The organism is Pseudomonas sp. 05T35, assembly GCF_056396605.1.
The window spans coordinates 1-1,633 of record NZ_JBFTLU010000682.1 but is presented as its reverse complement, the minus strand read 5'-3'; the positions used below and the strand labels follow the sequence as shown (position 1 = coordinate 1,633).

2 protein-coding genes are annotated in these 1,633 nt (G+C 60.5%); both read right to left on the bottom strand.

The genetic code is table 11. The features are described from left to right. On the bottom strand, positions 1–787 hold a 787-nt coding region (locus AC1DH9_RS28815; RefSeq protein WP_477809300.1), incomplete at its 3' end, for a radical SAM protein. 93 nt (positions 788–880) lie between these two features. Then, positions 881–1,633, bottom strand: a 753-nt coding sequence (peaA, locus tag AC1DH9_RS28810; protein ID WP_477809299.1) for a quinohemoprotein amine dehydrogenase subunit alpha, incomplete at its 5' end; no start/stop codon positions are given.

Genomic DNA, 1,633 nt, shown 5'->3' with positions numbered 1-1,633 from the left:
TCACACGCGCGCCGACCGGGCGGCTGTTATAGCGCGACAGCAACATCTCGGCCTTGCGCCGGACCACGTCATAGGTGCCCTGCCCGCCCACGGTGATGCGGTTGCGGTCGTGTACGGTTTTCGGTCCATCGATGCTCACCGACAAACCAAAGCGATGGGCATTCAGGTAATCGACCGTTTCCTCGGTGAGCAGCGTGGCGTTGGTGGTCATGACGAACTCGACGAACTTGCCGGCCTCGCGAAAACGCTTCTCGCAATAATCGACCATGTACTCGATCAGCTTGCGGTTGCTCAACGGCTCGCCACCGAAGAACACCACGGTGAAACGCTCTTCGTCAGGGGATTCGCGCAGCAGCATTTCCACTGACGCGACGGCGGTGTCGACGTCCATCTTTTTACCGGCGGACGGCTTGTCGAGGTCTTCCTTGTAGCAATAGGTGYAGCTCAGGTTGCAGCCGGTATTGACGTTGAGCACCACGGTGTTGATCGCCGTGCGTTCGACCCGTTTGGTGCCGATGTCCGGGGTCAGCGGCGAGCCGTCGCTGACCAGTTCCAGGGAGATCAACTCGCGCAGGGTTTCGCTGATTTCTTCACCGTTGAAGCGTGCCGCCAAACGCTCGATCAAGTCCTCCGAGGAACAGCCGGGACCGCGCAAGGTATCGATGATGGTCCCGGTCAGTTCATCACTGGCGAACAGCGAACTGCTGGGGATATGGAACAGCATGCGGTCGGCATCAACGTGCACTTCATGCAGATTGCGCTCGACCAGATTCAAAATGGCGCCCATTACAACCTCCTGTGCAAACCCCGTTTGGCGAGGCCTGCGGTCATTCCTGAAAAGTGTCTGAAACCGTTACGTCAGCCAGTTCACGTTTTCAAATCAGGGAATGGGTGGATTGTTCCAGCGTTGTACGGTGACGATCATGTGGCCCTCGCCGGTCAGGGATTTCCCTGCATCGTCGACGGCGGCTATCACCTTGAGGTTGCCGGCGTTGTTGGTGGACATCTTGCGCGCCGGGTTCGGCCCCGCATCGCCCGGGGTGAACACGCCGCTGTCGGCCTGCATGGTCCCGGCGAACTTGACGTCCTGATCTTCCTTGGCGCGGTCATCAAAGGCTTCGACCTTCCACTGTGCCGGGAACACACCGATGCGATACGGCTTGCCATCAACGCCTTTGCCCCAGGCTTCAGCGTCAAAACGGCCCTGGACTTTCGGCGTCGAACCGCCGCCCTCACCGATCCGCGCCACCGAGAATTCCGGCACCACCTTGACCTCGGCAATCTGGCTGTAAACCGCCAGCGTCGCGCCTTTCAAGTTGCCAATCGTGACCTCGCGCGCACCTGGCTTGGCATCGGCGGCGGCTTTGAGCCTGACCTTGATGCGCTCCGGACTTTGCTCCAGCACTTGCGCCACTTGCACACCACTGCCGAAGTTCGGCGTACCTTGCAGACCGCTGCCGATCAGGGTCACCTCGGTTTCGCTGCCGGCCTTGAGGTAACCCGGCTGCACCGCCAGCAAACGGCTGGAGCCTTGTTTGGCGGCGATAAAGTCGAGGCCGCGTTCATCGTGCTCGGCTTCGAACATCCGGCCTTGCAGCTCGGTGCCCTTGGCGGCAAACACCTGACGCATGAC